This is a genomic window from Desulfobacula sp. (genome assembly GCF_030145145.1).
Lineage (GTDB): Bacteria > Desulfobacterota > Desulfobacteria > Desulfobacterales > Desulfobacteraceae > Desulfobacula.
Window position 1 is genome coordinate 52621 of record NZ_JAQYWD010000014.1, and the last position, 24190, is coordinate 76810.

Annotated in this window: 21 protein-coding genes; all 21 read left to right on the top strand. The window is 44.3% G+C overall.

The window, feature by feature from the left end; translation table 11 throughout:
* The first annotated feature begins 24 nt into the window (after nucleotides 1–24).
* The 21 genes from Q1Q15_RS09645 to Q1Q15_RS09745 all read left to right on the top strand — a co-directional run bounded on the left by Q1Q15_RS09645 (nucleotide 25) and on the right by Q1Q15_RS09745 (nucleotide 24161).
* Nucleotides 25–2100 carry an SLC13 family permease gene (locus Q1Q15_RS09645; RefSeq protein WP_300458986.1) on the top strand — a complete coding sequence of 692 codons (2076 nt, stop codon included), beginning with the start codon at nucleotides 25–27 and terminating at the stop codon, nucleotides 2098–2100.
* A gap of 117 nt (nucleotides 2101–2217) precedes the next feature.
* Nucleotides 2218–2706: a response regulator gene (locus Q1Q15_RS09650; RefSeq protein WP_300458988.1), complete on the top strand. Its 489-nt coding sequence runs from the start codon at nucleotides 2218–2220 to the stop codon at nucleotides 2704–2706.
* Nucleotides 2707–3142: 436 nt separating this feature from the next.
* Nucleotides 3143–4897: a PAS domain-containing sensor histidine kinase gene (locus Q1Q15_RS09655; RefSeq protein WP_300458989.1), complete on the top strand. Its 1755-nt coding sequence runs from the start codon at nucleotides 3143–3145 to the stop codon at nucleotides 4895–4897.
* A gap of 21 nt (nucleotides 4898–4918) precedes the next feature.
* On the top strand, nucleotides 4919–5371 hold the full coding sequence (locus Q1Q15_RS09660; protein ID WP_300458990.1) for a response regulator: 453 nt from the start codon (nucleotides 4919–4921) through the stop codon (nucleotides 5369–5371).
* Nucleotides 5372–5395: 24 nt separating this feature from the next.
* The gene (locus Q1Q15_RS09665) at nucleotides 5396–7243 is read left to right on the top strand and encodes a DASS family sodium-coupled anion symporter (protein WP_300458992.1); all 1848 of its coding nucleotides are present in this window, start codon (nucleotides 5396–5398) and stop codon (nucleotides 7241–7243) included.
* Nucleotides 7244–7475: 232 nt separating this feature from the next.
* Nucleotides 7476–8000, top strand: coding sequence for a YIP1 family protein (locus tag Q1Q15_RS09670; protein ID WP_300458994.1), 525 nt, complete (start codon nucleotides 7476–7478; stop codon nucleotides 7998–8000).
* A gap of 67 nt (nucleotides 8001–8067) precedes the next feature.
* On the top strand, nucleotides 8068–8970 hold the full coding sequence (locus Q1Q15_RS09675) for a response regulator (RefSeq protein ID WP_300458996.1): 903 nt from the start codon (nucleotides 8068–8070) through the stop codon (nucleotides 8968–8970).
* 322 nt (nucleotides 8971–9292) lie between these two features.
* Complete coding sequence (locus tag Q1Q15_RS09680) at nucleotides 9293–9976, top strand: CBS and ACT domain-containing protein (RefSeq protein ID WP_300458998.1); 684 nt, start codon at nucleotides 9293–9295, stop codon at nucleotides 9974–9976.
* Between the two features lie 12 nt (nucleotides 9977–9988).
* Nucleotides 9989–10480, top strand: coding sequence for a universal stress protein (locus Q1Q15_RS09685; protein WP_300458999.1), 492 nt, complete (start codon nucleotides 9989–9991; stop codon nucleotides 10478–10480).
* Between the two features lie 41 nt (nucleotides 10481–10521).
* Nucleotides 10522–10815 (top strand): isoamylase early set domain-containing protein, encoded by a 294-nt coding sequence (locus tag Q1Q15_RS09690; RefSeq protein ID WP_300459000.1) that lies wholly within the window; start codon nucleotides 10522–10524, stop codon nucleotides 10813–10815.
* Nucleotides 10816–10872: 57 nt separating this feature from the next.
* Complete coding sequence (locus tag Q1Q15_RS09695) at nucleotides 10873–11355, top strand: universal stress protein (RefSeq protein WP_300459001.1); 483 nt, start codon at nucleotides 10873–10875, stop codon at nucleotides 11353–11355.
* A 2-nt stretch (nucleotides 11356–11357) separates the two neighbouring features.
* Nucleotides 11358–12290 carry a universal stress protein gene (locus Q1Q15_RS09700; protein WP_300459002.1) on the top strand — a complete coding sequence of 311 codons (933 nt, stop codon included), beginning with the start codon at nucleotides 11358–11360 and terminating at the stop codon, nucleotides 12288–12290.
* A 76-nt stretch (nucleotides 12291–12366) separates the two neighbouring features.
* Entirely contained in the window at nucleotides 12367–15051 is a 2685-nt protein-coding gene (locus Q1Q15_RS09705) for a GNAT family N-acetyltransferase (protein ID WP_300459003.1), read from the top strand.
* A gap of 265 nt (nucleotides 15052–15316) precedes the next feature.
* The gene (locus Q1Q15_RS09710; protein WP_300459004.1) at nucleotides 15317–17077 is read left to right on the top strand and encodes a PAS domain-containing sensor histidine kinase; all 1761 of its coding nucleotides are present in this window, start codon (nucleotides 15317–15319) and stop codon (nucleotides 17075–17077) included.
* Nucleotides 17064–17495 carry a response regulator gene (locus Q1Q15_RS09715; protein WP_300459005.1) on the top strand — a complete coding sequence of 144 codons (432 nt, stop codon included), beginning with the start codon at nucleotides 17064–17066 and terminating at the stop codon, nucleotides 17493–17495. The genes Q1Q15_RS09710 and Q1Q15_RS09715 overlap by 14 nt, the downstream gene beginning before the upstream one ends.
* A 16-nt stretch (nucleotides 17496–17511) precedes the next feature.
* Nucleotides 17512–17925: a response regulator gene (locus tag Q1Q15_RS09720; protein ID WP_300459006.1), complete on the top strand. Its 414-nt coding sequence runs from the start codon at nucleotides 17512–17514 to the stop codon at nucleotides 17923–17925.
* 41 nt (nucleotides 17926–17966) lie between these two features.
* Entirely contained in the window at nucleotides 17967–19547 is a 1581-nt protein-coding gene (locus tag Q1Q15_RS09725; protein ID WP_300459007.1) for a DASS family sodium-coupled anion symporter, read from the top strand.
* Nucleotides 19548–19583: 36 nt separating this feature from the next.
* Nucleotides 19584–20726 (top strand): response regulator, encoded by a 1143-nt coding sequence (locus Q1Q15_RS09730; protein ID WP_300459008.1) that lies wholly within the window; start codon nucleotides 19584–19586, stop codon nucleotides 20724–20726.
* Between the two features lie 60 nt (nucleotides 20727–20786).
* A complete protein-coding gene (locus Q1Q15_RS09735) occupies nucleotides 20787–21227 on the top strand; it encodes a response regulator (RefSeq protein WP_300459088.1) in 441 nt (146 codons plus the stop codon).
* Between the two features lie 29 nt (nucleotides 21228–21256).
* Entirely contained in the window at nucleotides 21257–22735 is a 1479-nt protein-coding gene (locus Q1Q15_RS09740) for an ATP-binding protein (protein WP_300459009.1), read from the top strand.
* Between the two features lies 1 nt (nucleotide 22736).
* Complete coding sequence (locus Q1Q15_RS09745) at nucleotides 22737–24161, top strand: sigma-54 dependent transcriptional regulator (protein ID WP_300459010.1); 1425 nt, start codon at nucleotides 22737–22739, stop codon at nucleotides 24159–24161.
* Nucleotides 24162–24190 lie beyond the last annotated feature (29 nt).

The following is a 24190-nucleotide window of genomic DNA, read 5'->3' on the forward strand; positions in this document are numbered from 1 at the left end:
ACATTTTAATCAAAAGGAAGGGCTATGGAAGAGCAAAAAATAGCAAATGGCAATAATGAAAAACGAACAGTATTGCTGGTCGATGATGAAGATCGGTTTCGGGAGAACCTGGCAAAGCAGTTATCCCATAGGGGGTTTCATGTCCTTGCTGCAAGCAACGGTGAAGACGCTATAAAAATAGTCCGTCACAATAATCCGGAAGTGATCATTCTTGACCAGAAAATGCCCGGTATGGATGGTATTCAGACGTTAAAAGAAATTAAAAAAATCAGGCCTGAAGTCCAGGTCATCATGCATACCGGCCATGGCAGCATCGAATCGGCCCGGGTTACCGGGAAATTCGATGTATTTTCCTATCTGGAAAAGCCTTGTGCCATTGATGAGTTAACCAAAGAGATCATGGCAGCCAGTAAGGAACGCGTTTATGCAATGGCCCGGAATGAAATCCCCGACGTCCAGGGAACCAGTCTTAAGAATTGGCTGGTCGGGGTGCAAAACGCCCGTCCCGGAGTGATTATTTTGGGCGCGATTCTTTTTATGGCCATGGTGTTTATCCCCACCCCCCAGACATTGACGGGCTTTTTGTCTGTAAAAAAAACCGGCAATCTCAGTGAAAGTATTGCCGGATATTCAGACTATCGAAAAATGGAAAAAGGCCAGACAATTGTCGAGTATTATGGGAAAACCGCAAATTTGTATACGCAAACAAAAAATTCAGACGGGACCGTCATCAAAACAGCTCCCGGGGTGGACAAGGTCGCGTTCAGGGCCAAAGTCATGATCGGCGTCCTGATCGTCGCTGCCCTGTTCTGGGCCACCGGCGCCGTGCCCATCGGTATTACCGCTCTTCTTGTGGGCGTGTTGATGTATTTTTTCGGAATTTTTCCCCCCAGCATGGTGGCAAAAGCCTATGCAAAAGATTCGGTTATTTTTATTTTCGGTGTTCTTGCATTTGCTGCAGCCATCAGTAAAACCGGTCTGGATCGACGGATCGGCATTCTTCTGCTGGGCACCAGCACCTCCCTTCGTAAATTTGCCCTTATCTTTGCACCGCTTCTGGCGGTGACCGCAGCTTTCCTTTCCGAGCATGCACTGGTGGCATTTATTGCGCCGATTTTAATGCTGGTATATATGGGAACCATTAAAACAGCCGGTATCAAAAAGGATAAGGGGTTGATCGTAATGCTCCTTTTAATGCTGACATTCTGTGCAAATATCGGCGGTCCGGGATCACCTGCTGCCGGCGGTCGTAATGCCGTGATGCTGGGGATTTTTTCAGACTATGGGATCAGCATCTCCTTTGGTCAGTGGGTCAAGATGGGTCTTCCCTTTGTTCCGGTCATGGCCCTGGCCATTGCAGCATATTTTCTTATCGTTTTCCGGAAAAAGATTACGGTTAAAAATGTCAATATTGCAGCAGCAGTCAAACGGGAAGGAGAAAAAATCGGTAAAATGACACCGGATGAATATAAGGCTGCCGGTGTTTTGATCCTGGTGATTGTTTTGTGGGTTACCTTTTCCAGCAAGGTGGGGATGGGCGGACCGGTTATTTTATGTCTGGTCCTGTTAAATATCCTGGGCATCCTTCGCTGGAAAGACATCAACAGTATCCATTGGGATGTTGTGGCGCTTTACGCTGCCGCCAGTGCCATGGGCGTCGGCCTGGCCTCCACCGGGGCTGCGCTCTGGCTTGCCAACAGTTTTATTTCCATCCTCCCGGATGCATTAACCCGGGGAACCGGACTGTGCATGTCCACCAGCTTTATCACCGGCATTCTCACCAATTTTATGAGCGACGGTGCCACGGTGGCTGCTGTCGGACCCATCACCGTACCCATGGCCACGCTTTCAGGAACACCGCCGCTGATGGTAGGCCTTGCCACTGCATTTGCCTCTTCTTTTGCCCACATGCTGATCATTGGTACCCCCAATAATGCCATTGTATACAGTATTGCCAGGGATCCTGAAACAGGTGAGCAGCTGGTGACAATGAAGGATTTTTTAATTCATGGGTCTGCTGTTTTTTTGATCAGTATGGCAGTGCTGTGGGTATGGGTATTTTTCGGTTACTGGCAATGGCTTGGCATCGGCAGTATGTAATTTAATCGTATAGGAATTTGCATTTAGCCGTTAGGTTTTAGGTTTTTAGCGAACCGCTAATGGCTAAATGCTAAAAGCTCGCGCGATAGCGCGCTAAGTTCAGAAAGGAATAATATCATGGGAAAAAAGCGAATAAACCTTCTCATCGTGGATGATGAAGAACAGTTTTTGGGATCCATCAGCAAAAGTCTGGAATTAAGAGATTTTAATGTGATTGCCGTGAATAGAGGTGAAAAGGCCATTGAGGCGGCCAAAAAAAATGCCATTGATATCGCCCTTGTGGACCTGAAAATGCCGGGGATATCCGGCGAAGAAACGTTAAAACGCCTTAAACAGGAACATCAATGGATGGAAGTGGTTATCCTTACGGGTCACGGTGCCATTGATTCTGCTGTTGAGTGCACCAAAAGCGGTGCCTATTCTTATCTTCAAAAACCCTGCGGCCTGGACGAACTGCTTGAAACCCTGCAGGCTGCCTATAAAAAGAAAGTCATGAACAAGCAGCAGATTGAAGAAAAAAAGATGAACGAATTGTTAAATATCTCCATCTCCAGCAGCCCCCGGGAGATTCTTCGCAAGTTAAGAGATATGGACAAAGAGGGCTGATTTCAGTTCACAACAGGTATGGGTGTTTCTCTGGCAGGTCTGTCAAAGAAACGCCGTATCTGTAGCTAAATACGGATGGTCAAGCACCTTGATATCCTCCCAGATGCCTTCCCACAGATGATTCCCCAGACACACAGTTTTCCCGGCACTTTCTTTTCAGATATTTTTTTGGCGTAACAGGGGACATGATTTGTCGGTCACTTCTAACAATTATTTCCTGTCGCCGCAACTTTCGGGGTTGGCCATTAAAGCTGGAGACCGAAAGTTGGGCTGTTGATTTACAATTTGAAAAAAAAACTGACATGTGCTGACCCTTGTCCGTTTTTCCATTTACAATTAAAAAAAGAAAAAATCGTCTATATTTCGGTAAGTTAAAATTTTTTATGCCCTGAGCATCAAATCGGCATCATAGTTGCTCTTAGGGGATTAAAGAGGTTTGGATGAGGTATCGTGTCAAAATAACCATAAAATTGATGAGCGCATGATGAATGGAAATAATCAAAACCATAAGAAAAAAGAACCCCGGGTTAAACGATCCATTTTAACCAATATGATCATTGTCCCCTTTATTCCATTTTTATTGGCCATTGGGGTCAGTTTTTATTTTTTCACCACAGCACTTGAAAACAAAACAGTCAACACGTTAAAACGAATCGTCCAGGATCATTGCGATATGATTGAGTCTTTCCTGGTAGAACGCACGGCAGATCTTGAACTGATTACCAACACCTATAGTTTTGAAGACATTAACGCCACTGAAGCCATTCATACCATATTTAAAAATTTAAAAGACCGGTCAAGCGCGTTTGTTGACCTGGGACTCTTTGACTCCCAGGGGATTCACATAAGGTATACCGGTAAGTACCCGTTGAAAGGAAAAGCGTATAAGAACGAAGTATGGTTTAAAAAAGTCATGCAGACCGGTTATTATATCAGTGATGTCTTTTTAGGGTATAGAAACGTTCCTCATTTTATTATTGCGGTGCGGCAGGATAGAGGGAGTACCCCCTGGGTGCTCCGGGCAACCATTGACACGCTGTTTTTTGATACCCTGGTATCAAAAGTGAGAATCGGAAAGACCGGGGAAGCGTATATTTTAAATAAAACCGGAATTGCCCAAACCCTCAGGCGGTCTGGGGGCATTGGGCTTCTGGAAAAAGATCATGAATTTTCCGGGTTTCCCAAATTGGAAAACAGCATTCATACCTTTATTAAATCAGATGCTGCAAAGGACAAACATGTGTATGCCACCACCTGGCTTAAAAACAGGGAATGGCTCCTGGTGGTTCGGCAGGAAAAGCGAGATGCGTATAAATATTTCTATTCAGCATTATATATCAATATACTGATCATGGTCATCGGTGGGGCGATTATCATCATCATTGCCGTCTATACCACTGAACATATCCTTAAACGGATCGCGCAGCTGGGAATGGAAAAGGAAAGCCTTGGCAATCAGCTGATCCGGGCGACCCAATTGGCTGAAATCGGGGAGATGGCCGCTGGGTTTGCCCATGAAATCAATAATCCCCTGCAAATCATTAAAAGTGAATATACCCTGATCGAAACGCTTTTCGATGATGTCTTCAGTAAAGACGAGGCCTCAGAGAATGAAGACATAAAGGATATTGAGGAGTCATTGGACCAGATAAAACTCCAGGTGAACCGATGCTCGGAAATCACCCATGCCATTTTAAAATTCGGACGTAAAAATGAAATAAAAAAACAAGTGTTACACCCGTTTGTCATTATCCCTGAAATTATCCGGATGATAGAAAAAAAAGCAATGGTCAGTGGTATTGAAATTGTTCAACATATTTCAAAAAAGGTCCCCGGGTTTATGGGGGATCCATCCCAGTTTCAACAGGTGATCCTCAATTTGTTGAATAATGCCATGGATGCCATCCAGGAACGGCACGGTTCATCCGGGGGGCGCCTGACAATAGAGGTCTGCAGGAAAAATGAATATATAGTTGAAATCAATATCACGGATAACGGCATCGGCATCAGTCCGGAAAACATTGAAAAAATATTTTCTCCTTTTTTCACCACAAAGCCTGTGGGCAAAGGGACAGGACTTGGGCTTTCGGTTTGTTTCGGCATTATAGAAAATTTTGGTGGGACCATGGACGTAAAAAGTCAACTAAATATCGGCACGACCTTTGTTATAGGCCTGCCGGTTAACCATTAATAAGCATTAGGGAGATTGGGTATGAGAAAAATGAAAATTATGCTGGTGGATGATGAGGTGCGTTATCTGAAAACAACCCGCAAACTGATTGAAAAAAAAGGGGTTGAAACCATAACGGCTCAAAGCGGACGAGAGGCCCTTGAAAAACTTAAAACACAAACCGTTCATGTGGTGATTCTGGATGTCAAAATGCCCGGGATGGATGGAAATGAGACCCTAAAGGCCATCAAGGCCCTTTATCCGCTGGTGGAAGTCATTATGTTGACCGGGCATGCCACTGTGGATTCCGCCATTGACGGTCTGAAATCAGGGGCTTGCGACTACCTGATGAAACCCGCGGATATTGATGAAATCATTGAAAAAGCGATTGAGGCGTTTGAAAAACGGCAACGTCTTGAGGAAAAAATCAGGATCGCACAATCTAAAAAATATATGCGATCGCCTCGTGAAATTCTCAAAGACGAAGAAGAATAGACGATTAATAGTGGAGGTTGATGAATGAAAAAAGAAAAGCAGGTCACAGGGTATGATAAATATATCAATTGGAAAATTTTTATTGTTCCGGTTGTCCTTTTGGTTGCGGTTTTATTGATGCCAACCCCTTATGGAATGAAGGATGTCGGGACTGAATTCAAGGTCGCTCCTAAGGCGGTGGTCAATCATATCACCAAAGCCTTATTTGATGTCAGCAGTTCTGATGCGGAACAATGGCAGTTGCTCGTTGCCAAGATGATGGAACAGAACATGCGGATGGGCGCGTTGCAAAAAGAACGTTTCATGAAGCGAAATGTCAAATGGTGTAAAAAAAATAAGATTGAGGCCAGCCAGAAAAACTTTGATAAAGCCCATGACTATATCAAAATAAATGTGGACGATAATCAATTTCTGCAGATCATGGACGCTGCGTTAACGCTCAGAAAAGAAGGCCTTAAATATGAAGACCTGACAGGAACGGATAAAAAAGCGGCGGACAAAGGGGCCTGGCATATAAAAGTGGCCATTGGCATGGGCTTGTTTGTTGTGGCCTGTTTTTTAACCGAATGTATTCCCCTTCCCGCGGTTGCATTTTGTATCGGCCTGATCCTTGTGTTCACCGGCGTGATTTCAAGACAAGAAGTGGCCATGCTCTATTGGAGTGATGCCTGCTGGTTTATCATGGGCAGCCTGATGTTTGCAGCCGCCTTTGTCAAGACAGGTGTTGACAAACGGGTCTGCATGGCCATGTTCAAAAAACTGGCTGTCCCCAATACCAAATGGATCACCCTGATTTTCTTTTTGATCATCTCACCTTTGGCTGCATTTATATCGGATCATGCCCTGGCCGCTATGTTCCTTCCCATTGGAATGCTGCTATACCAGAACAGCCTGACCCGGGAAGTTCCCGAAGACAAGGAACTGGCAAAGCTTTTGATGATCAGTATTGCCATGGCCTGCAATATCGGTGGGCCTGGCGCACCTTCCGGCGGGGCCAGGAATGTGATTATGATGACGTATTTGACGGATATGTTTGGGGTTGACATAGGCTATTTCCAGTGGGTGACCTATTGTTTTCCCTTTATCATCGTGATGATTCCCATTACCTGGTTTATTAGTAATCTGCGGTTCAGGCCTAAAATTGTCTCCCTGGCCCCGGCCATGGATCAATTAAAGATCGAAATTGATAAAATGGGAAAATGGAACGGAAAGCAGATATGGGCATTGGTCATATTTATCATCATGGTGTTTGGATGGTTTACGGAAAAAGCATTCTTTAATATGGGGATTTATCCCATTCGGCTGGGAATAGGTGTCATTGCCGTGGCAGGTGCGGTGGGCTATATCCTGACCGGGGTGGTCAACTGGCGGGATTACCAGGATAAGGTGGATTGGGGGGTTGTCTGGCTGTATGCCGGTGCCATCATCTTTGGGCGGACCCTGGATCAGACCGGTGCTGCCTATTGGCTGGCGCGATCCGTCATTGAGTTTTTATCACAGTTCGGCATGGAATCCGGCCTGCCCTTGATGATCGTCAGTAATGGACTGACATCCATCCTTACAAACCTTATGGCTGATGGGCCTGCTGCCGCTTCTGTGGGACCCATTGCCCTGAACATGGCGGGTATGGTTCATCCCGGGACCAGTTATCTGCCGTTCATGGCCATGGCCACTGCCATTGCATCGTCCTTTGCCTACTGCCTGATTATTGGCACGCCGCCCAATGCCATTGTTTACGCCAGTGGATACCTGGAGCCCAAAGATTATCTCAGGGTGGGGATTCCCATTTTTTTCGTTGCCAATATTGTGCTGCTGTTTATGACCGGTGTTTTCTGGGCCTTCAGGGGATTTGGTACAATGCCGGGATTTTAATCAATTTTTCAAACGGATGCTATGATGAAGAAACAACAAAACATTAAAAAGACAAAATCAAAAAAAATAATAATGGAAAACGGAAAATTGTTTTTCACTAAAGAAACGGAACGGAAAATCCTTTTCTTTATGACAGTCATCATGCTGTTTGTCGGCTTGGTGGTAAAACTGGTATAGCCCGGGATATGCACATGAGGGATTCAGACAAAGATATCCAAAGGAGCGTGCGATTATGTTGGAATCAAATTTAAAAATCTGGCAGTTTTACTCTTATTCTCTGATTCAGCTGTTGATTGAGCCCGGTCAGTTTTTCAAGGAACTGCCAGAGAAGACAACAGTGAGAAAAACAGTGGGGTTTATGATGATTTGCTGTGTTTTTTTCACCATTGCAAGCCTTTTAACCGGGGCATATGCCAAATCCGGTTGGGTAATGGCCATTATATTTTTTGCCAATGCCGCAGGAATGATAGTCATTTCATCGGGGTTGGGGTATATTGTCATGGTCATTATTCTGGGGAAACGCACCTCTTTTTTCGTTATTTTCAGTCTGTACGTTTTTTCATCCGGGGTAACCCTTTTTTTGTCATGGCTGCCGTTTCTCCTATGGGTTACTGAACCGTGGAAGTGGTGGTTGATATACACAGGGTTTAAAACTGCGTGCCAATTTACCGGGAAACAGGCATTGCTGATCCTGCTGGTTTCCATGACGATTCAGTTTTTTTTACTCTATTCGGCAGCTATAGCATTCGTTAATTAAAAGGATAACACCCGATACGATTACGTAAACAGTATGAAAAATGCTGATCAATAAGGAGATAATAATAATGACCCAGAAAATAAAAGTATTAATGGTGGATGATGAAAAACGGTTCAGGGAAACGACCAAAAAAATATTGATGAAAAAAGGATTTGAAACCCTTCTTGCAGAAACGGGAGAGGAGGCCCTGGAAAAAATTGATCAGAACCCGGATGTGGTTATTCTGGATATTAAAATGCCGGGAATGGATGGTCATGAGACGCTCTCACGAATAAAAAAAATCAAACCGGATCTACCGGTGATCATGCTGACCGGACACGGGGGGATGCCGTCGGCAAGAGAGGCCCTTGTGGAAGGGGCATTTGATTACCTGAGCAAGCCCTGTGATATTGATTTTCTATCCGATAAAATCAAAGAGGCCTGTCGCCAGCCAAACGCATCAGCTGACGTTGAAGAAAGACCGGTGATATCGGTCATGATACCGATCACAGAGTATTCCAGCATCAATGAAATGAAAACCATACAGGATGCCATTAACGAGTTGAAGAAATCGTTTATTACAAAAATGGCAACAACCCAACTCATGGAAACCGGTCATCGATCGATTCTTGTGACGGGAAATAACGATGAGGTAAAAGGCATTTTAACCATTCGGGATCTGCTGGAAATGGTCATGCCGGGCTACCTTTCCGCACCCAAGCCATCCCTGGCAGACAGTATTGAATATTCCCCCATGTTCTGGAAAGGCATGTTCACCAAGGGAATTGTGGAAAAGAAAAATATATGCATGAGTGATGTCATGAGTCCCTCTCCTGTTTCCATTGACGGCAGGTCCAACCTGATGGAAGCGGCATACCTCATGATTTATAAAAATGAGAGACGGCTGCTGGTTACAGTATCCGACGAAATTGTGGGGGTGATAAGAGAGCAGGACCTGTTTTTTGAAATGGAAAAAATTTTAAATTCCTGATACGGGCACCGGTTTTATAGTAAAGCAGAAACAGCCTGGAAAAGAGACATGGCAGGTCCCATTTCCAGGCTTTTTTTGTTCTTACCCCCCCTTCTTGTTTGACGATAAATTTCCATGGAGGGTGTCAGTTTTTTTAACAGGTTGGAAAACCGAGACCGGTATTTTATGTGAGACAGATTGTTTTTCGCCGCCCCTTAGCGCTGTGGATGTCTTTCAGCAGGGGCTTTACGCTTTTCTTCAAACATGGCACGTCAATTGCTATTAAGCAAGATAACAGGCAAGGGTCTGTAATGAATGACCCGTAACCCACAGGAGATAAAACATGCTGATAAAAGAATGGATGAGCAAATCCGTCATCACCATTGATCATAACGAGTCTTTGAATGATGCGGCGAAATTATTCCGGACAAGGGTGATTTCCATGCTGCCGGTTTTAAAAAATGGTACCCTGGCTGGTATCGTCACTGATGGTGATATTAAAAAAGCCATGCCGTCTGATGCCACAACCTTGGATAAATTTGAACTGATATCCCTGATGGATTCAGTCAGTATTGCGTCTGTCATGTCCAAGCCGGTTATCACCATTTGTTCAGATCACACAGTGGATGAGGTGGCCGGAATCATGTTGAGTCAAGGCATTTCCGGAATGCCGGTGGTGGATACGGCCGGTATATTGGAGGGAATTATTACAAAAAGTGATATTTTCCGCTGTTTTGTGTCTTTTACTGGGGTCTCAAACAAAGGCCAGGTTTTTGCATTTAATCTGCCGGACAAACCCGGCATTATCAAAAATTTAACCGATATGATCAGAAACAGCGGCGGGCGGTTGTGCAGCATCATGACCTCTTATGATGATATAGAAGAAGGACTTAGAAAGGTGTTTTTCCATACATTTGATATTGACACTGACAACTTTGACAATTTGGTGGAAACGCTTCTCGGCGCAGGAGATCTGTTTTATGTGGCGGATTTGTCAAGGGGATTCAGGAAAATCATTAGAAGATAAAGGAGTGTTGAAATGAAAAAGATAAAAAAAATATTGGCCTGTGTTGATCTTTCAGACTATTCCATGATGACCCTTGAGTATGCGGTAACATTAGCAAAAGGCAACCAGGCTGACATTATCGTTTTTACGGTGATTAATCAAAGGGATGTGAATGGCGTTGAAATGATCACCGGGTATTTCCCCGGTTATTTTGTGAATGACATGAATGCGGAAGAGTATGCCAAGGAGTTGAAAAAAGATAGAAATGAGAAAATAACAAGTTTGATAAAAGAAAATTTTCCTGATGACGAATCCATGATGACCCTGAAGATTGAAATGGGTGTCCCGTTTGAATGTATCCTGGAAGCAGTGGAAACAGAGGGTGCTGATTTGATTGTCATGGGTAACAAGGGCAGGGGAAACCTTTCCCGGGTTTTCTTTGGCAGTGTGGCTGAAAAGGTGTTTCGGCATTCCCCGGTTCCGGTTGTCAGTGTCAGGGATCAAAAAAAATTTAAAAGGGGGTAGTCAATCAAACAATCAAGGGATTTTTTTTAAGGAGAAAGGCGATGAAGCAGGTCCAGTCAAAACCAAAACCAAAACGTAAAAAAATAACGTTTTCTATTGAGGCGGCAGTGGCAAAAGAGGTGATTTTGATGGGAGATTTTAATCATTGGAAACCCAATCAGCACAAGATGAAAAAAGACAAACACGGATCATGGATCAAATCCCTTATCCTTCCTCCCGGGAAATACGAGTATAAATTTTTAATTGATGGCGAGTGGAAAGAAGACCCCCAAAATCCCCAGATGTGTTCAAATTGTTTTGGGACCGTAAACAGTGTTGTTACCTTGCCTGCCTGACAGGGGAAAAGTGACTTGAATGGCGGATAATTAAGGCAATAGGAAAGGAAACGTGAAATGAAAAAAATAAACAAGATATTGGCCTGTATTGATCTTTCAGACTATTCGCTGATGACACTTGAGTCTGCTGTGGAATTAGCAAAAGGACATCAGGCCGACATTATTCTTTTGAATGTCATCAATCAAAGGGATCTTCATGGCGTTGAAATGGTCAGTGGATATTATTCCAGTGAATTTACCGTGGAAGGCTATGTCAAGGAGTTGAGAAAAGAGAGGCTTGGGTTGATAAAAAACATGATAAAAGAAAATTTTTTTAATGAAAAATCAATGATGACGATAAAAATTGATTTGGGCATCCCCTTTGAATGTATTCTGGAAGCAGTGGAAACAGAGGGGGCAGATTTGATAGTCATGGCCAATAAGGGCAGGGGAAATCTTTCCCGGGTTTTCTTTGGCAGTGTGGCCGAGAAGGTGTTTCGGCATTCCCCGGTTCCGGTTGTCAGCGTCAGGGATAAAATGAAATTCAAAAGGGGGCACTGAAAATGGGTGAATACAAACATAAAATTCTTGTGGCCCTTGATGGGTCACAAAAGGCCTTTAGGACCATTGACTATCTGTGCAGTTTTAAACCGTTCCTTAAAAAGGAATTGGTTTTACACAATGTTATCACCAGAGTGCCGGAGTGTTATTATGATTTGAAAAAAGAGCCGTTCAGCTTTAAAGCCACTGCCCGGTTACATGCCTGGGAACTTGGGTATACATCACTAATGGAAGCATTTATGGAAAAATCAAGAACCCGGCTCATCACTGCAGGATTTAACCCCGGGGCCATCACCATCATTATTGCCAGGAGAGACAAGGGTATCGCAAGGGACATCATGGACGAAGCCCGGAAAGGGTATGATGCCCTTTTGATACGGAGACGAGGCGGTGGGCAGTCTTTTTTGCCCCTTGTCATGGGAAGTGTCTCGACAAAAGTGGTTGAAAAATCGACGTTTCTTCCGGTGATGCTGGCAGGGGTACAAAAGGTGAATCATTCTCTCTTACTTGCCATTGACGGGTCGGAAGGGTCAAAAAGAGCAGTTGAATTTGTGGCAGAAACCATTGAAGATTCCCCCTGCAGGGTTGTTTTGTGCAGTGTTCTCAGGGATTTTGATGTGTATGATGAACGAAAGAAGGAAAAAAGCCCAACCGGGTTTATTAAAGCCGCGTTTGAAGAGATCGAAATCGTGGCCCATGATGCCGGAAAAAGACTTGAAACGGCGGGTATTCAAAGCAAAAATATTTCGCTTAAAATCATCCAGGGCGCCAAAAGTCGATCCGGTGCTATCGTTGAGACGGCTAAGGAAGAAAAGTGTGACACCATTGTATTTGGCAGAAAAGGAAAATCCAATGTCAGCCGTTTTGATATCGGCCGGGTTCCCTGGAAAGTTGTTCACGGTGCAAAAGATATGACCGTATGGATGGTGCCGTAACACGGCCGCGTGATTGGGTTTTTTTAACCTCCCGCCCCCCGATTGTCCGGGGTTACTAAAACTGAGAGGATAAATTATGAGTACACGTAATTTACACAGACTGTTCAATCCGAAATCCGTTGCAGTGATTGGTGCCAGTGAAAAAAAAGGGTCTGTTGGATTCTCAATTATGGGAAATCTCATCAAAAACGGGTTCAGGGGAGATATTTTTCCTGTGAATCCCAATTATAGCCGTCTGATGGACTTGCCGTGTTTCAAAAGCATTGCGTCGATCGGGACGGATATAGACCTGGCAGTCATTGCAACCCCCATTTTATCCGTCCCCCCCCTTATTGACGACTGCGGAAGGGCGGGGTTGGCCGGGGCGGTGATCATCTCTTCCGGCGGCAAGGAGATCGGTGAAAAAGGCAAGGCAATTGAAGCCAGGATTTTGGAAAAGGCCCAAAAATATAACCTGCGCATTATTGGACCCAATTGCCTGGGATTTGTCAATACATCAAAGGCCCTTAACGCCAGTTTTTCCCATTTATCCCCTTTGTCCGGGAAAATCGCCTTTCTTTCCCAGAGTGGTGCCGTATGTACCTCTGTTTTAGACCTTGCCCATCGTGGAAAAATAGGGTTCAGCCATTTTGTGAGTCTTGGCTCAATGATGGATGTTGATTTCGCAGATATGATTGATTATCTCGGGTCTTTGAGTTCCGTGGAAAGCATTGTCATGTATATGGAAAATATCACCAATATCCGGAATTTCATGAGTGCTGCCCGGGCTGTCTCCCGTGTGAAACCCATTATTGCCTTAAAATCCGGCAGATCAAGGGCCGGTGCCAGGGCTGCTGCGTCTCACACCGGCGCTTTGGCAGGCGAGGATGCCGTGTATGATGCCGCATTCCGTCGGGCCGGTATTTTAAGGGTAACTGAATTTGAAGAATTGCTGGATTGTTCTGAATTCCTGGCAAAACTCGGCCGGCCTTCGGGGCCCGGCCTTACCATTATCACCAATGCCGGCGGCCCGGGCGTTATGGCCGCAGATGCCCTGGCCGCCTATGGAATGGAACCGGCTCAGCTTAGCCCTGAAACCATTGAAAAGCTGAACAAGGTTCTTCCTGAAAACTGGAGCCGGGGAAACCCCATAGACATCGTTGGGGATACCCCACCTGAGACATATATTGAGGTAACAAAAATTATTGCCAGTGCCCGGGAAACAGATGCCTTGCTGCTGATGTGCTCTCCGGCCGGGACAATGGATACGCTGCATCTGGCAACGTCCTTGACAGAGTGTTTGAAAACCCTGACTTGTCCGGTGATTACGGCCTGGATAGGGGGAGATAATGTGCAGGAGGCCCGGCAGGTTTTCAATCAGGCCGGCATTGTTACCTATGATTCTGCAGAGCGGGCCGTGAGGGCGTTTAAAAATCTGTATCAATATGGTCAAAATATTGAAACCCTCTTGGAGATACCTGTCCGGACGGATAAAAAGCTGATCATCAATCGTTCCAAGGCTGAAAATATTATTAAAAAGGCCATTACCGACAGGGCTGAAACCCTGACGGAGATACAGGCTAAAAATTTGCTCCACGCCTATGGCATTCCGGTTAATACAACCCGAATCGCTGAATCACAAGTCATGGCAGTCCGCATTTCAGAAGAGATTGGCTATCCGGTTGTGTTAAAAATTTGTTCCCGGCAGATCCTTCATAAGTCTGATTGTCATGGGGTCATCCTGAACCTTAAAACAGCCGGCGAGGTCAAAAAAGCATGTGCTGACATACTGCAGAATGCCAAGGGATTCGCTCCCAAGGCGACCATCGAAGGCGTAACCGTTCAAGGCATGCAGGAATCGCCAGATTACGAGTTGATCATCGGGGCAAAGACAGATCCGAATTTTGGACCGGTAATTATTTTTGGGATGGGGGGGGTTCTGACCGAAGTGTTCACTGACACTTCAATGGGTCTGCCGCCATTGAACCGCCTCCTGGCCAGGCAGATGGTCCGAGAAACAAAAATATCACAGGTGATAAAGGGATTCCGAAATATCAAACCGATTAGTACCTCATTGCTGGAGGAATTGTTGATAAGGGTCGGCCGTCTGGTGACCGATTTTCCGGAAATCATTGAATTGGACATCAATCCGTTACTGGTGAAAAATGGGTGTATAACGGCTGTGGATGCCCGGGTGCTTGTTCGAGTACCCCCTGTTCCATCTCCCATGCATTTAATCATCAGTTCCTATCCCTGGCAGTATGAAAAAAAAGAGTATACAACAAATGGGCGTGAAATTTTTGTCAGGCCGATTCGATCCAGTGATGCAGAATTGTTGATCAACCATTTTTATTCCCTTTCACCCAAAAGTATTTATATGAGATTTTTTTCACCGGTCAAACAGCTTTCCCGAAGCATGTTAATCAAATTGACACAGATTGATTACGACAGGGAAATCGCCCTTGTTGCACTGATGGGAGAGGGCAAGGAAAAAAAAATAGTGGGGGTATGTCGGATTATACTTGAATCTGACAAAACAAGGGGGGAATTTGCCATGGCCATCAGTGATGAGTGGCATGGTAAAGGCATTGGTCCCTCGTTGCTCAAGCAGTGCCTTAAGGCGGCCCAGAGCCGGGGCGTTCGACATGTTGTGGGATTGGTTCTGGCTGAAAATACGCAAATGCTGATGCTGGGTAAAAAATTGGGGTTTACCATCCATCGGACCTCGCATTCCGGGGAATATGAATTGACCATTCATTTTAAGGATATGCACTTTGACTAACGGCCCTGGCAGGTCATATTGTCACAATTCTTAACAATTGATCCAACAGCATTTCTCTGTTTGTTTACGATAAGTAAACTAATTTTCCGAAGTGTAAAAAAAACTGACATAATCGGTAAGCCTGTCAAAAAAATTAACATATTAAATTCTATTTTGTTTTTAATGGGTTATAGCCTGTTTGGTCGTGTAGTGTTGCCTGGCATGTATTTTGATAATCAGAGAGACAGGGGCATGGATTATGGGAAACCTGTAAAAGGAAAAGACAATGGGAGAATCTTTAAACGAACGGAAAGCATTTTATCAGGAGTTGACAAGAAAAATAAGGATTTTAATCATCATTGTTTCTTTTTTCCCCATGATATTAACCACTGGGACTCTTTTTTATCGATTTAATTTGACATATACGGACAAAATTCAGGCTCATATTTCAGAACTGGTTCAAAAGCACACCCAGAATATTGATACCTTTTTATTGGAAAAACTTGGCAATATTCGGTTCGTGGCCCGGTATTTTGACACCATTCAACAGACACCAACTGAATTTTTACAGCAGCATCTGGCCGTTTTAAAAAGCGAATATGGAGATGTGTTTACTGATTTGGGACTGGTCAATTCAACCGGCATTCAATTCGCGTATGAAGGACCGTTCAAATTTGAAAATGCCGATTACTCAAAAGCGGAATGGTTTGTGAAAGCAAAAGATAAACCATTTTATATCAGTGATGTGTTTGCCGGCTTAAGAGGGCATCCTCATTTTATTATTGCGGTTAAGGTTGGATCCAACGGCACTGATTATACGCTGCGGTCCACCATTAATTTCGGGTCGTTTAATTCTCTGGTGGGAAATATTCATATCGGGGAAACCGGGATCGCTTTTATTATTAATGGTAAAGGCCAATTGCAAACGAAAACGGATGTGGGGCTCCACCCGCCAATCATTGCATCCATGTTGGGATTGAGTAGTGATAACAAGAATAAAACAGTGTTTGCAAAAAAACAGGATGCCTCTGGAAATAGATATTTGTGTGTCATCTCCAAACTTAAAAATATCGACTGGTTAATGGTGTTTCGCCAGGATATAGACGATGCCTTCCATGATTTGTGGAAAACCCAGATGCTCACCCTGGTGATACTGGTTTTTGGATGTATGGCCATCCTTTTTGTGGCCTTTACCCTTCCCCGCAATATTGTGACACTGATTTCCAGTGCAGACAAAAAGAGTGATGTCATGAACAAACAGGTCATTGAAAGCGGGAAACTGGCCACCATTGGTGAACTTGCTGCAGGTATTGCCCATGAAATCAACAATCCGGTTGCCATCATGGTTGAAGAGGCCGGATGGATAGAGGATCTGCTTGAAGAAGAAGATTTAAACGGCGCGGAAAATCTGGATGAATTTATACGGGCCCTGCATCAGATCAACACCCAGGGAAAACGCTGCAAGGAGATTACCCATAAGTTGCTCAGCTTTGCCAGGAAAACCGATTCCACCATCAATGATGTTCAGATTAATGATGCGGTAAGGGAAATTGTTTCCCTTACCGCTCAAATGGCCCGGTATAACAATGTCGCTATTGAAACAAAACTGACCCAGGGAATTCCGTATATCCGGATATCCCCTTCGGAATTGCAGCAGGTGATTCTAAATTTAATCAACAATGCCATTGATGCCATGGAAAAAAGCGGGGGAACCATTCAAATTGAAACAAACATCAGTAAGATTGAAAAAAATCACCTGGTGATTTCAATTGAAGATAATGGACCCGGCATCCCTAAAGATAATCTTGACAGAATATTTGATCCGTTTTTTACAACAAAGGCCGTGGGAAAAGGCACGGGGTTGGGGCTTTCTATATGTTATGGCATCATCCAGAAGATGAAGGGAAAAATTGATGTCTACAGCCAGGTTGGCATAGGGACCAAATTCCGCATATGGATCCCCTTTCAAGAGGCGTTAACTGAAATGACAGATAATGACACAGATTATCATACAACCGATAAGGAGAATAGATATGAAGAAAATTAAATTATTACTCGTAGATGACGAAAAGGCATTCCTGGATACCATTACCAAACGTCTGGAAAAAAGAGAAGTGACGGTTTCTGCCGTATACAGTGGGAAGGATGCATTGGTAGAGCTTGAGAACAATAAAACCATTGAAGCCGTTGTCCTTGACGTAAAAATGCCGGGAATGGATGGCATCCAGACCTTGGTGGAAATTAAAAAAGAGTTTCCGCTGGTGGAGGTAATCATGCTGACAGGGCATGCCACTGTCGAAACGGCAATTGACGGGATGAAGATGGGGGCATTTGATTACCTGATGAAACCCTGTGACATTGATGTGCTGGTGAGCAAAGTAGAAGCGGCTGTTGAAAAGAAAAGACAGCATGAAGAAAAAATTACAGAAGCCCGCATCCGAGAGATTACAGAACGTCGGGTATAAGGGAATGAGGCACATCATGAGCACTGACAACCAGACCGGGGACACCATAAACGTTCTGTTGGTTGATGATGAAAAAGGGTATTTGAATGTTTTGTCAAACAGGCTGTCCAGGCGATCCATCACTGCAACAAAGGCGTTTAGCGGTACCCAGGCCATACAGATACTTCGGAAAAAAGATTTTCATGTCGTGGTCCTGGATTTAAAAATGGAAGATATGGATGGGATCGAAGTTTTAAAGGTGATCAAAAGAATGGTTCCCGAACTTCCTGTGATCATATTGACGGGCCATGGCTCACAGACGGCGGCAAAAGAAGGCATCACATTTGGCGCATTTGACTACCTGACCAAACCCTGCGAGCTTGTGGAGTTAATGGATAAAATCCATGAAGCCCACAAGCATCAACAAAAATTGTACCCCCATTCTGACTAAATAAAAATACTAATATCGAGTTGAGCTGTTAAGGAGAAGATATGTTTTACAAAACAAATGGATTTAAACTCTGTGTTGCTATATTGATAGGCGTTATTGTTTTCCTTTTGCCAAGGCCGGAAGGAACACAATTTAAAATTACAGGGGATACCGATCAAATCCTCCTGCAGAATGTGGCAGAACATTTTTTGATTATGCCTGGTGGGAAGGCGGATACGGCATCATATATTTTAAAGGCAACCACACCCGGATCACTGGAAGCCAGCGCGAAATTTTTAGTTCAAAAAGCCAGGGATATGAATCTGGATACGATTACGGTGGATTATGTTGACGGGCTTTCGCCAAAGGCAAAACGATTTTTAGCCATTCTTTCTGTTCTGGTTATCTTGTTTGTCGTTGAGCCCATCCCCCTGGAAATAACAGCCGTCTGCATCGGTGTTTTTCTGGTTATCATGCAGATCACAGATGTAAAATCTGCCTGGGCTCCTTATATGCACCCAGTGGTTATTTTTATCATGTGCTGCCTGATTTTTGCCATTTCCCTTGACAAAGCAGGCTTAACAAAACGGCTGGGATATTTTATCATCAAAAAAGCCGGTAACAGTATTACCCGGTTTACCTTTATTATTGCCATCGGGCTGGGGCTTGCTTCATCGTTCATGCACGATGCGGCAGCCTGTGCCATCGGGATTGTGACCATGCTGCCTCTGATGCGGGCCGTGGGTATAGAGCCCCATACCAATACAGCCAAGTTTATGATGCTGTCATTGCCTTTTGCCTGCTCCTGCGGTGGCATGGGAACCCTTGTCGGGGGAGGGCGATGTATGGTTTCCGCTGCATTTTTAAAGGAGTTTACAGGGATTGAGATCACGTTTTTTGACTGGATGCTGTATTGCATGCCGGCAGCATTCCTTACGGTCCCCATTGCAGTATTCATTGTGTACCTGGTTTTCAGACCGGACCCAAAATTCAAGTTACCGGATTTTGATGAAGATTTAGGGCCCATGACACTAATTGAGAAAAAAGCCCTGACCATTATTGGCCTTTCATTTGTGCTCTGGCTGACCAAGGGGCTCCACGGCATTGATTACTCTGTCACCGGTATGCTGGGGGTGACTTGTCTGGTATTGTTTAAAGTGTTAAAATGGCGGGATATTAATGATAACCTGGAATGGGGCACGGCATTGTTTATTTTCGGCGGCGGAATTTCACTGGGGCTGGCCATGGGATATTCCGGGGCAGCAGATTATTTTGCCAATTTGTTCTTTCCTTTGATCCAGGGAAAAGGCTGGCTGGTTCTTTTCATTGGTGTGGGAGTTTTCGGTGCCCTGGTAACAAACGCCATGGCAAATGTTGCTGCGGCAGCCCTGATCCTTCCCATTGTCATCCCCATGGCACAGCTTGAAGGCGTTGATCCGACGATCCTGGCCCTCTGTCTGGGAACGGCCACCTCTTTTGCCATGCTCCTTGTCATTGGCTGTCCCCCCAATGCCATTGCATACAGTTACCGGTATTTTAAATCATCTGACCTGACAAAGGTCGGACTTGTTGCCACGCCGATTTTGCTGATAGTATTAATTGTTGTTGCCAGCGTGTGGTGGAAAATCCTGGGGTTAATTTAGTCGACAGATTTGTAAAAAGGGTGATGAGAATAAGGGATGAACAACCGAAATGACCATAAGGCCAATCTGCTTCTGGTGGACGATGAAGACGGTTTCAGGACAACCATTGCCAAGCGGCTTGGAAAAAGGGGGTTTGTGCCGATGCAGGCGGTCAGTGGAGAATCGTGCCTGGATGTTATGGCCCGCAACCCTGTGGATGTTGTTGTTCTGGATGTAAAAATGCCTGGAATGAGCGGCATGGATACACTAAAAGCCATTAAACAATCGTATCAAAAGGTTCAGGTTATTCTTTTAACAGGCAATGTTGCGGTTTCTGACGGCATTCAAGGCATAAAATTCGGTGCATTTGATTACCTGACAAAACCCGTGGAAATTGATCACCTGGTAAATAAGATTAATCAGGCATTTGAAATGACCCGACTGGAAGAAGAAAAACAAAAAGAACTGGTATACCGTGCCCGGCTGGAAAAAAAAATGGTGGATACGGAACGGCTGGTATCTCTTGGTACCTTGTCCACCGGCATTGCCCATGAAATTAACAACCCTTTGGCCATCATCAATGAGTCTGCCGGGTTTATGCAACAGGTGATCAATTCACCGGAAATGTCGGGGTTCGCCCAGAAAGAGGCATTGCTGATGGGGATAGGAAAAATAGAGAAAAGTGTTAAGCGAGCCCGCAGGATAACCCATCAGCTTCTGGGGCATGTAAAAAAACAGGACACGCAGTTTTCAGAAGTTCATCTGGCGGCATTGCTGTCTGAAACCCTGGGATTGCTAAAAAAAGAACTGGAAGATAAACAGATCACCATCGACTGGAAAATTGATAAAGCAAAAAATAAACTCTGGAGTGATCCATATCAGATACGACAGGTTTTGATGAACCTTTTGAACAATGCGGTTCATGCGGTGAAAAAAAATGGTGCGATTACATTGACCACCTGTGAAACCGATGATGCGGTCACCCTTGAAATTAAGGATAACGGAATTGGGATCGCCAAAGAAAATTTAGGCAGGATATTTGATCCGTTTTTTACCACCAAAACGTTTGATGAAGGAACGGGTTTGGGATTGTTTGTGGTCCATAAAATCCTGTCCGGTCTTAACGGGCAAATAAAGGTTGAAAGCACATTGGGTGAGGGCAGTGCTTTTATGATCAAATTACCAAAGAACGGTAGGTGAAAACAAGTGATGAACCGATATCAATTATACAATAATGAATGATTTAAGGAGAGAACAATGATGATAAAAATACCTGCGAAAGTTCTGATCGTTGATGATGAAAAAGATTTTGTTGAAATGTTTTCCCTCCGGCTGGAGAAGCAGGGTGAAAAAGTTTCCACCGCCCACAGTGGTAGAGAGGCTTTGGAAGTGTTGGAGCATGAGCCCATTGATGTGGTTATCCTGGACATCAGGATGCCGGGTATGGATGGGATTGATACCTTAAGACAGATAAAAAAGCGTTATCCCATTGTTGAAGTCATTTTGCTGACCGGCCACGGATCAACGGAAACAGCAGTTGAGGGGATGAAACTGGGCGCTTTTGATTATTTGATGAAGCCGGCTGATTTTGAAGAGATTAAAATCAAACTGGAAAATGCCAGGAAACGAAAAGATGAACAGGAAGAACGAATCCGGCAGGCAGAGGTCAGGCTCCTGATCAGAAGAAGTGGAGATATATAACCCCCAGGTTAAAAAGGCAGATGTTCGGGATGATGAAAAAATTTACAGTCCAATTGAGTCTTAAAAACAGGGTGTATCTGGTGAATGCTATTCTTTTGTGTATTACCATGGTTGGAGCGGTTCTCATGGTCTGGTACACTTATAAGATTGAAAAAATTTTCAAGGATATTATTGATAAAAATATCGTTATTTATCAATCTGCTGAAGCCCTTGGTACATCCCTTGTCAACCAGAAAGGATTTGTGTCCTATTACATTCTGGACAGCGACCCGGCCTGGCTTGACGAGCTGAGTAAATACAAGCAGCTGTTCAAGAAGCAATTGACAACGGTTAAAACCTTGGTGGAAGAACAATGGGAAAAAGATGCCGTTGCCCAGATTGAATCTGAATATACCTATTATGTTACCATTAAACGGAAAGTCCTTGACTTGTATAAATCCGGTCATGATGGCAAAGGATCTATTCTTCATAAGGACGTGCGACTGCATTTTTTTAAAATTATAGAGTTGTGTGAAGAGTTTAAGTCCTTTCACAAACAAAAAATATCAGATGCCATCGAGACAAGTCGGAGGGAATCCAATCGGCTCAGGTATATCGCTCTCCTGGGAATTATTATTGTGGTGGTCTTGTGTTTGATGATCAATTATATTTTTGCCCGTCTGATATTGGAACCGATTCGGAAATTGGTGAAAGAAGCAGATATAATGGGCACTTCAACGTCCCCTGTAGATGAAGTTGCGGCATTAAAAAACAGCGTGCATGGCCTGATTGAAGACACCGCCCAGACCCATCAGCAACTGAAGCGCAGTCAGGAAACCTTGATGCAGTCTGAAAAAATGGCGTTGCTCGGGAAACTGGCTGCCGGAACAGCGCACAGCATCCGCAACCCATTGACCTCTGTAAAAATGAGATTGTTCTCATTAAACCGGTCATGTCATTTTACCAGTTATCAACGAGAAGATTTTAATGTTATTTCCGACGAGATAATGCAGATTAATAAAATTGTTGAAAATTTTCTGGAATTTGCCCGTCCGCCTAAGCTGAAGATGAAAAAAATGAGTCCTTCCATGGTTGTGGACAGTGCGCTGCGGCTTCTGGAGCAGCGACTGAAATCCTATCATGTGACCACCCGGTTGATCCGTCATCACCCGCTTGCAGAGACGTTCCTGGATCCGGAGCAGCTCAAGGAGGTGATGGTGAACATCATTATCAATGCCTGTGAAGCAATGGATAAGCGTGGCTTGATCATCATTCAGGAAGAAGAAAATTATGTGGAGCCGTTAAAGAGAGTCGCCGTGATCAGAATCATAGACGATGGTCCGGGAATTCCTCAAGGGATCAAAGAACAGGTATTTAATCCTTTTTTTACAACCAAAGAAGAAGGTACCGGCCTAGGGATGAGTATTGCGTTTAATATCATAAATGAACATGGGGGGTGGTTGGATGTGGCAAGTGAACAAGGCCAGGGCGCATCCTTTATTATCACACTTCCCATAAAGGACATCTAATATGGATACCATTTTAGTCATTGATGATGACGATCAGTTGAGAAAAAGTTTCTGCAAGCTGTTAAAGGAAGAAACGTATGCGGTTATCAGCGCTGCTTCCGGTGAGGCCGGTCTTGAAATTGTTAAAGAGAATGCTTTAGACCTGGTTATTCTAGACTTGCGATTGCCCGGAATAAACGGGATGGAAACATTCAAACAAATCAAGGCCATTGATTCAAAACTGCCGGTGATTATTGTAACGGCCTATGGAACGACCCAGATTGCCATAGAAGCGACTAAACTGGGCGCCTATGATTATGTGCTCAAGCCGTTTGATGTGGTGGAGATGCTGACTCTGATCAAACTGGCCATAGAGGCAGGATATTTTATGCGATCTCCGGTTGAAATAGATACCGTTCCTGATAAGCCCTCTGGAGATGCCATTATCGGTCAGAGTAAACGCATGCAAAATGTGTATAAATCCATTGGTCGGGTTTCTCAAACCGATGCCACCGTATTAATTCTGGGGGAATCAGGGACCGGGAAAGAATTGGTGGCAAGGGCGGTCTATCAGCATGGTATTCGTTCGGATAAGGCCTTTTTGATTATCAATTGTGTGGCCATACCTGAAAATCTTCTTGAAAGTGAATTGTTTGGTTATGAAAAAGGGGCATTCACCGGGGCTTCCCAGCGGCATATTGGAAAAATTGAACAGGCAAACGGCGGGACCGTGTTTCTGGACGAAATCGGGGATATGCCGTTAAACATCCAGGCCAAGATTTTAAGGTTATTGCAGGAAAAAAGTATTGAACGTCTGGGGGGCGAAGAAACGATTCCTGTTGATGTTCGAATCATTGCCGCCACAAATAACAACCTGGAACAGGCGATTAAGGAAGGAAAATTCCGGGAAGATTTATATTTCCGGTTAAAAGTGGTGACCATTGATCTCCCCCCATTAAGAGACCGGCGAGATGATATCCATAGTTTGATCTTATATTATATGGCTAAATTTTCCGCTGAATTAAAAGTGGATAATCCTAGTATCCAAAAAGAGGCGTTAAAACGACTCCAGCGGTATAACTGGCCGGGAAACATAAGGGAGCTGTCAAACCTGATACAAAAAGTACTGATCTTTAACAGGGGCGCTCCAATTTCCATAGCAGACCTGGAACAGGTCATCAATAAAAAAGAAAAAACGAATGTCACTGAAGAAATTGAATTAAATAATATTCAGGAATGGGTCCGGCATATATTATCCAACAAAGCTGAAAAATATAGTTTTGATGATTTTATTGATACCCTGTCAAGTATTGTCGTGGCAGAAGCCCTGAAAATAACTAATGGAAACCGTTCCCAGGCTGCGAAACTGCTAAGCGTGTCAAGACCGACGCTTCATGCCAAAATCGACAAGTACAATATTAAACTTAAAACTGAAATATCAGATTAGCCGGGCAGGTCGAGCCTGTGGCTCAGACG

What these genes read in the sequence shown, in the direction of transcription:
- Q1Q15_RS09645 (WP_300458986.1), top strand. Translation starts at nt 25, where the DNA reads ATGGAAGAGCAAAAAATAGCAAATGGCAATAATGAAAAACGAACAGTA.
- Q1Q15_RS09650 (WP_300458988.1), top strand. Translation starts at nt 2,218, where the DNA reads ATGGGAAAAAAGCGAATAAACCTTCTCATCGTGGATGATGAAGAACAG.
- Q1Q15_RS09660 (WP_300458990.1), top strand. Translation starts at nt 4,919, where the DNA reads ATGAGAAAAATGAAAATTATGCTGGTGGATGATGAGGTGCGTTATCTG.
- Q1Q15_RS09665 (WP_300458992.1), top strand. Translation starts at nt 5,396, where the DNA reads ATGAAAAAAGAAAAGCAGGTCACAGGGTATGATAAATATATCAATTGG.
- Q1Q15_RS09670 (WP_300458994.1), top strand. Translation starts at nt 7,476, where the DNA reads ATGTTGGAATCAAATTTAAAAATCTGGCAGTTTTACTCTTATTCTCTG.
- Q1Q15_RS09675 (WP_300458996.1), top strand. Translation starts at nt 8,068, where the DNA reads ATGACCCAGAAAATAAAAGTATTAATGGTGGATGATGAAAAACGGTTC.
- Q1Q15_RS09680 (WP_300458998.1), top strand. Translation starts at nt 9,293, where the DNA reads ATGCTGATAAAAGAATGGATGAGCAAATCCGTCATCACCATTGATCAT.
- Q1Q15_RS09685 (WP_300458999.1), top strand. Translation starts at nt 9,989, where the DNA reads ATGAAAAAGATAAAAAAAATATTGGCCTGTGTTGATCTTTCAGACTAT.
- Q1Q15_RS09690 (WP_300459000.1), top strand. Translation starts at nt 10,522, where the DNA reads ATGAAGCAGGTCCAGTCAAAACCAAAACCAAAACGTAAAAAAATAACG.
- Q1Q15_RS09695 (WP_300459001.1), top strand. Translation starts at nt 10,873, where the DNA reads ATGAAAAAAATAAACAAGATATTGGCCTGTATTGATCTTTCAGACTAT.
- Q1Q15_RS09700 (WP_300459002.1), top strand. Translation starts at nt 11,358, where the DNA reads ATGGGTGAATACAAACATAAAATTCTTGTGGCCCTTGATGGGTCACAA.
- Q1Q15_RS09705 (WP_300459003.1), top strand. Translation starts at nt 12,367, where the DNA reads ATGAGTACACGTAATTTACACAGACTGTTCAATCCGAAATCCGTTGCA.
- Q1Q15_RS09710 (WP_300459004.1), top strand. Translation starts at nt 15,317, where the DNA reads ATGGGAGAATCTTTAAACGAACGGAAAGCATTTTATCAGGAGTTGACA.
- Q1Q15_RS09715 (WP_300459005.1), top strand. Translation starts at nt 17,064, where the DNA reads ATGAAGAAAATTAAATTATTACTCGTAGATGACGAAAAGGCATTCCTG.
- Q1Q15_RS09720 (WP_300459006.1), top strand. Translation starts at nt 17,512, where the DNA reads ATGAGCACTGACAACCAGACCGGGGACACCATAAACGTTCTGTTGGTT.
- Q1Q15_RS09725 (WP_300459007.1), top strand. Translation starts at nt 17,967, where the DNA reads ATGTTTTACAAAACAAATGGATTTAAACTCTGTGTTGCTATATTGATA.
- Q1Q15_RS09730 (WP_300459008.1), top strand. Translation starts at nt 19,584, where the DNA reads ATGAACAACCGAAATGACCATAAGGCCAATCTGCTTCTGGTGGACGAT.
- Q1Q15_RS09735 (WP_300459088.1), top strand. Translation starts at nt 20,787, where the DNA reads ATGATAAAAATACCTGCGAAAGTTCTGATCGTTGATGATGAAAAAGAT.
- Q1Q15_RS09740 (WP_300459009.1), top strand. Translation starts at nt 21,257, where the DNA reads ATGATGAAAAAATTTACAGTCCAATTGAGTCTTAAAAACAGGGTGTAT.
- Q1Q15_RS09745 (WP_300459010.1), top strand. Translation starts at nt 22,737, where the DNA reads ATGGATACCATTTTAGTCATTGATGATGACGATCAGTTGAGAAAAAGT.